The organism is Marinobacter lipolyticus SM19, from assembly GCF_000397065.2.
GTDB lineage: Bacteria > Pseudomonadota > Gammaproteobacteria > Pseudomonadales > Oleiphilaceae > Marinobacter > Marinobacter lipolyticus.
The window spans coordinates 1,117-5,642 of the sequence record NZ_KE007312.1 but is presented as its reverse complement, the minus strand read 5'-3'; the positions used below and the strand labels follow the sequence as shown (position 1 = coordinate 5,642).

The following is a 4,526-nucleotide window of genomic DNA, read 5'->3' as shown; positions in this document are numbered from 1 at the left end:
CAAACGCATGTTGCCTGAGGGGCATCTGCTTTAGGGCATAACGCACGGCTCTGCGGCTGTTTTTAACTGGCGACTTTTTTTGCAAGCGAAGCGCTGCGGAAAAGGTGCCAGTTAAAAACAGTCCGTAGCAGCCGCTTGTTAACTCTCGTTTTTGAAATGTGTTGGTGATTGTCGGGCTTTGTTTACTTGCAGTTCAAAAACATCTGGCCTTGAATAATGCCCTGCCACATCCAACGCGCGCTTTGAAGTGGCAGCTTTTTCAACATCTATATCTAAGATAATGTTCCCTTTTTCTTTAGATAGTGGCCCAGCAACAATTTCACCACTTGGCGATACGACAAGCGAATCTCCCGGATTAATCCATTCTTCATCAGCGGGGTAAAGTTCATCTATATTTGGAAAGTCCATAGGTAGATCTTTCCTTTCCAAGGCTACACCGCAAGACAAAACCCAGCACTTACCCTCTCTTGCAATATGTTGCATAGTCCCTGTCCATGCCTCACCACCGTCATAGGTGGGTGCTATATATATTTCTATCCCCTGTGAATATAGAGAATACCTCGCTAGAGGCATATAATTTTCCCAGCATATTAGGCTGCCAATTTTTCCTATCGGAGTATCAATAACATTTAAACCATGCCCATCCCCAAAACCCCATACCATGCGTTCGGGGTTGGTTGGCATAAGCTTACGATGATGATTAGCAATTTGCCCTTGAGCATCAATTGTTATTACAGAGTTGTAAATTGTGGATTGGCTATTCGCATTGTCTCGTTCATTAATCCCACAAACTACAGTAACACTTTTCTCTTTGGCAGCATCGCGAATTGGCTCGAGATCATCCGATGATAGGTCAATCGAATTTTTGAGCAACCGAACATGAAGCTCTTCACATATCCCCTCAGAGCCGTGGGGCTCTTGTTGAGCATCGCCGTTTCTCTTCACTGCTCAGCACCTCGACAAAGGCACGCACTTTGGCCGGACGAAAGCGAGCTGATGGAAAAACAGCGTGAATGCCGCCGGCGGGGAGAGACCATTGTGGCAGCACTTGCAGCAGGCGCCCGGCTTCGAGGTCGTCTGCAACCGCAAAGTCGGGCAGCACTGAGAGGCCAGCGCCCTGTCGCACGGCTTCGCGTACCGCGAGCGTGGTATCCAAAAATATCGATGCCTGCACGCTGATATTCCGACGCTCGATCTCGTTCAGGGAAAAATTCCAGCGCAAGGGGTCGCGCAGGGCCGTATTGGCGACAAAAGACAGTCCGGCAATATCCCCCGGGCCAGTAAGTCGTTCCATTTCGGCTCGCATTGCCGGTGGAGCAACCAGCAGTTGACGGAAAGTTCCGATTTGCCGGGCTTGCAGGTTGCTTTCCGCAAGCCAGCCAACACGGATCGAAAGTTCAAAGTAGCCAGACATCAGATCGAGCGTGCGATCACTCAGAACCGCATCCACTTTGCAATTGGGGTAACGCCTGGCAAACGCGGTGATTGCCGGCACCACCACGCTAATCCCGTAGTCGAAAGGCGCGGTCAGTCGCAGGGTGCCGACGGGCTCCGCTGCCGCTTCGGTCAATTCACCGAAGGCATCTTCCGCTTCGCGCAGAATGGCGGCGCAGCGCTGATAGAAGGCCTGGCCGGCCTCGGTGGGCTGCACCTTGCGTGTGGTGCGAACCAGGAGCGAGGTTCGAAACTCCTTTTCCAGACGGGCAACCTGCTGGCTGACCACCGCCTTGGTGATACCGAGGCGCTCCGCTGCGGCGGTAAAGGAGCCCGTTTCCACGACCGCGGCAAAGTACACGAGGCGCCTCAGGTTTCCCAATTCTCCCAGGCCGGCTTCACTTTGATTGTATGCTTTTGACATATAGAACGTTTATCACGCATGCATTTAAGAATCAATATATTTTCCCTATGATGGGCGGCATCAACAGAGGATTTCACCATGAACACAACCCTTCGCTATTTGTTTGACCCCCTGTGCGGCTGGTGCTACGGGGCCGCACCGGCCCTGTCTTCTCTGCTGGAAGTTCCGGGCGCAACCATCGAATTACTCCCCACCGGCCTGTTTGCCGGCGAGGGGGCAAGGCCCATGGACGACGACTTCGCGGCCTACGCCTGGAACAACGACCAGCGCATCGCCCGCCTCACGGGGCAGAGCTTTACGGAGCGCTATCGCGAAGAGGTGCTCGGAGATCGCCGGCAATTTTTCGACAGCGGCCCCGCCACGGTGGCGCTGACCGCGGTTTCGCTGACGGCTCCGGCACGGGAACTGGACGTTCTCAAGGCGATACAGTGCGCGCGTTTCGTCGACGGCAAAAACATAACCGACTTGAAATTACTGGCCTCCCTGTTGGCCTCGCTCGGCCTGGAGGAAGCCGCCGCGGTGGTAGAACATCCCGATACGGAGCTTCTCGAAGCCAATCGAATCCGTATTCAGCGGGCAGGAACTCTCATGTGGGAGCTCGGTGCACGCGGCGTGCCGGTTTTCGTCGCCGACACCGGGAAAGAGCACCGGATGCTGCAGTCAAGCGCTATCTACTCCGACCCCCGGGCATTGGTTGATCAGTTAAGGGCTGCTTGAACAGCATCATTTGGTCAGCAGGCCCGAAAGCCGCCCGACGTAATATTTTTAATTATTGTATAGGTGAGGAAATAACCATGAAGACAAGACGCGATGTTCTCAAGACGATTGCCGTTGCCGGCGTTGCAACGGCCTTTATCGGCAGCAAGAGTGCCCTGGGCGCAGAAACCGGCCTGAACTGGAAGCATTTCCCGGCCGGCGAAAACGGCTTCTTTCGTGCCCCGGTATTGATCACCGGCGCTCGTGAAGCGATTCTTATTGATGGTGGTTTTACTTTTCCCGACGGCAGGGCGCTGGCCGAAGCGATTGCGGCCAGCGACAAGACACTGACCACCATCTACATCAGCCAGAGCGATCCCGACTATTACTTCAGCCTTGCTCCGATCAAGGCGGCCTTTCCGGATGCACGCGTGATAGCCGCTTCCGCGACAATTGCCGCGATTGAGGGCAATGTCGACAAGAAGCTGGCTACCTGGGGCCCACAACTCAAGGAAAATGGCCCCCAAACCATGGCCGACATCGTCATGCCGGAAGCCTTTGATGGTCGTACGCTGAGCCTGGAAGGCGAGACCATCGAGATCGTCGATGCCGATGGCCTGGCCAACCGGCGCTATCTCTGGGTACCTTCGCTCAATGCCATCTTCGGCGGCGTCATGGTTTTCTCTGGCGTACACGTATGGACGGCGGACACGGCGAGCGCGGAGGCTCGCGCAGCCTGGGTGAAGAACCTCGACGCCATGGCGGCGCGCAAACCGGCCACCGTGATTCCCGGGCACCTGGCTCCCGGGGCGGCAACCGACGCCTCTGCAATTACCTATACCCGCGACTACCTCCTGGCCTTCGAAGAGGAACTGGCCAAGGCGGCTGATAGCGCTGAACTCATTGCCGCAATGACCAGGCGCTATCCGGACGCCGGGATGGGCATCGCCCTGCAAATCGGTGCCAAGGTCGCCAAGGGCGAAATGAAGTGGGGCTGACGGCGATGGAGAGCAATCTCGACATCATTCGCGCAACCTACGAAGGGGCGTCGGAGGAGAATGTCAGGAACCTGCTCGCCGCCCTGGCTCCCAACGCGACCTGGACCGAGGCCGCGGGCTTTCCGTATGCGGGAACCTATACCGGCCCCGAGGCAATCATCGCAAACGTATTCCAGAGGCTGGCTACCGAATGGATCGACTATCGCGCTGAGGTGCATACCTATCTGGCCGACGGTGATCGGGTCGCAGCCTTTGGTGTATATTCCGGGACCTACCGAAAAACCGGCAAGGCGATGACCGCCACCTTTGCACATCTCTATCGGCTCAAGGATGGAAAAATCGTCAGCATGGAGCAGTACGTCGACAGCGCCATGGTTCGACAGGCGCTTGTCGACTAACCAAATGCGCGTAACAAACAGGGGACAGACCACGCAGAATTTTGCGGCACTGCGGCAAAGAGCGACAAAGGTAGAATAGAGGGCAGGTTACCACTGCTGTAGCGCCGCCTGCTGGATCAACGAAACCGCCGATCTGGCCACCCTAACTATAGAAGGTGTCTACTGTTCGTGGGTAACTCGGTAGCCTAACGAGGCTGTAGAAAAACCCGATTTCGAGCAGTCCCCAGCGCCTAGTTCCTAGAATTTTTGTAGCGGCCATCCGCTAGCCGATGATCGCGACTCCGCTGTTCAGCCATTAGTTTCGGCCGATTTGGCGCTGCCAGCGCCGGTATTGCTGACTTCCAGCAGCCCCATTTCCGGCTCTTCTGGTCCCTGCATCACGCGGCTAACCGCCCGTAATTCGCCAGCTTCTCAATATTGGGCACTAGGCAGTATAGCTGCCACTGGCCCTGTACCTTCTTCTTACCTCTCAGGCTGAAGCGGTTCAGCCGCTTCGTGGTACCAATATTGCCGAACACCGGCTCGACCACTGACATGCGATGACTGTAGATTTCCTTGCCCTGCGGGCTGTCCACT

The 4,526-nt window shown here is 55.9% G+C and carries 6 protein-coding genes; 3 read left to right on the top strand and 3 right to left on the bottom strand.

Annotated features, from left to right (window positions below):
- Positions 1-138 precede the first annotated feature (138 nt).
- Positions 139-945, bottom strand: a complete 807-nt coding sequence (locus tag MARLIPOL_RS18285; RefSeq protein WP_082446075.1) for a carbon-nitrogen hydrolase family protein — start codon at positions 943-945, stop codon at positions 139-141.
- Positions 902-1,858, bottom strand: coding sequence for a LysR family transcriptional regulator (locus MARLIPOL_RS06370; protein ID WP_012140039.1), 957 nt, complete (start codon positions 1,856-1,858; stop codon positions 902-904). The genes MARLIPOL_RS18285 and MARLIPOL_RS06370 overlap by 44 nt, the downstream gene beginning before the upstream one ends.
- Positions 1,859-1,936: 78 nt before the next feature.
- On the opposite strand from MARLIPOL_RS06370, the gene MARLIPOL_RS06365 reads away from it, so the two are divergent.
- The 3 genes from MARLIPOL_RS06365 to MARLIPOL_RS06355 all read left to right on the top strand — a co-directional run bounded on the left by MARLIPOL_RS06365 (position 1,937) and on the right by MARLIPOL_RS06355 (position 3,950).
- Positions 1,937-2,575 (top strand): DsbA family protein, encoded by a 639-nt coding sequence (locus tag MARLIPOL_RS06365; protein ID WP_012140037.1) that lies wholly within the window; start codon positions 1,937-1,939, stop codon positions 2,573-2,575.
- A 77-nt stretch (positions 2,576-2,652) separates the two neighbouring features.
- On the top strand, positions 2,653-3,552 hold the full coding sequence (locus MARLIPOL_RS06360; RefSeq protein ID WP_012140034.1) for an MBL fold metallo-hydrolase: 900 nt from the start codon (positions 2,653-2,655) through the stop codon (positions 3,550-3,552).
- Between the two features lie 5 nt (positions 3,553-3,557).
- Positions 3,558-3,950 (top strand): nuclear transport factor 2 family protein, encoded by a 393-nt coding sequence (locus MARLIPOL_RS06355; protein ID WP_036190892.1) that lies wholly within the window; start codon positions 3,558-3,560, stop codon positions 3,948-3,950.
- 377 nt (positions 3,951-4,327) lie between these two features.
- Here the strand turns inward: MARLIPOL_RS06355 and MARLIPOL_RS19030 are convergent.
- A partial coding sequence (locus tag MARLIPOL_RS19030) for a transposase (protein ID WP_456085429.1) occupies positions 4,328-4,526 on the bottom strand: 199 nt, incomplete at its 5' end.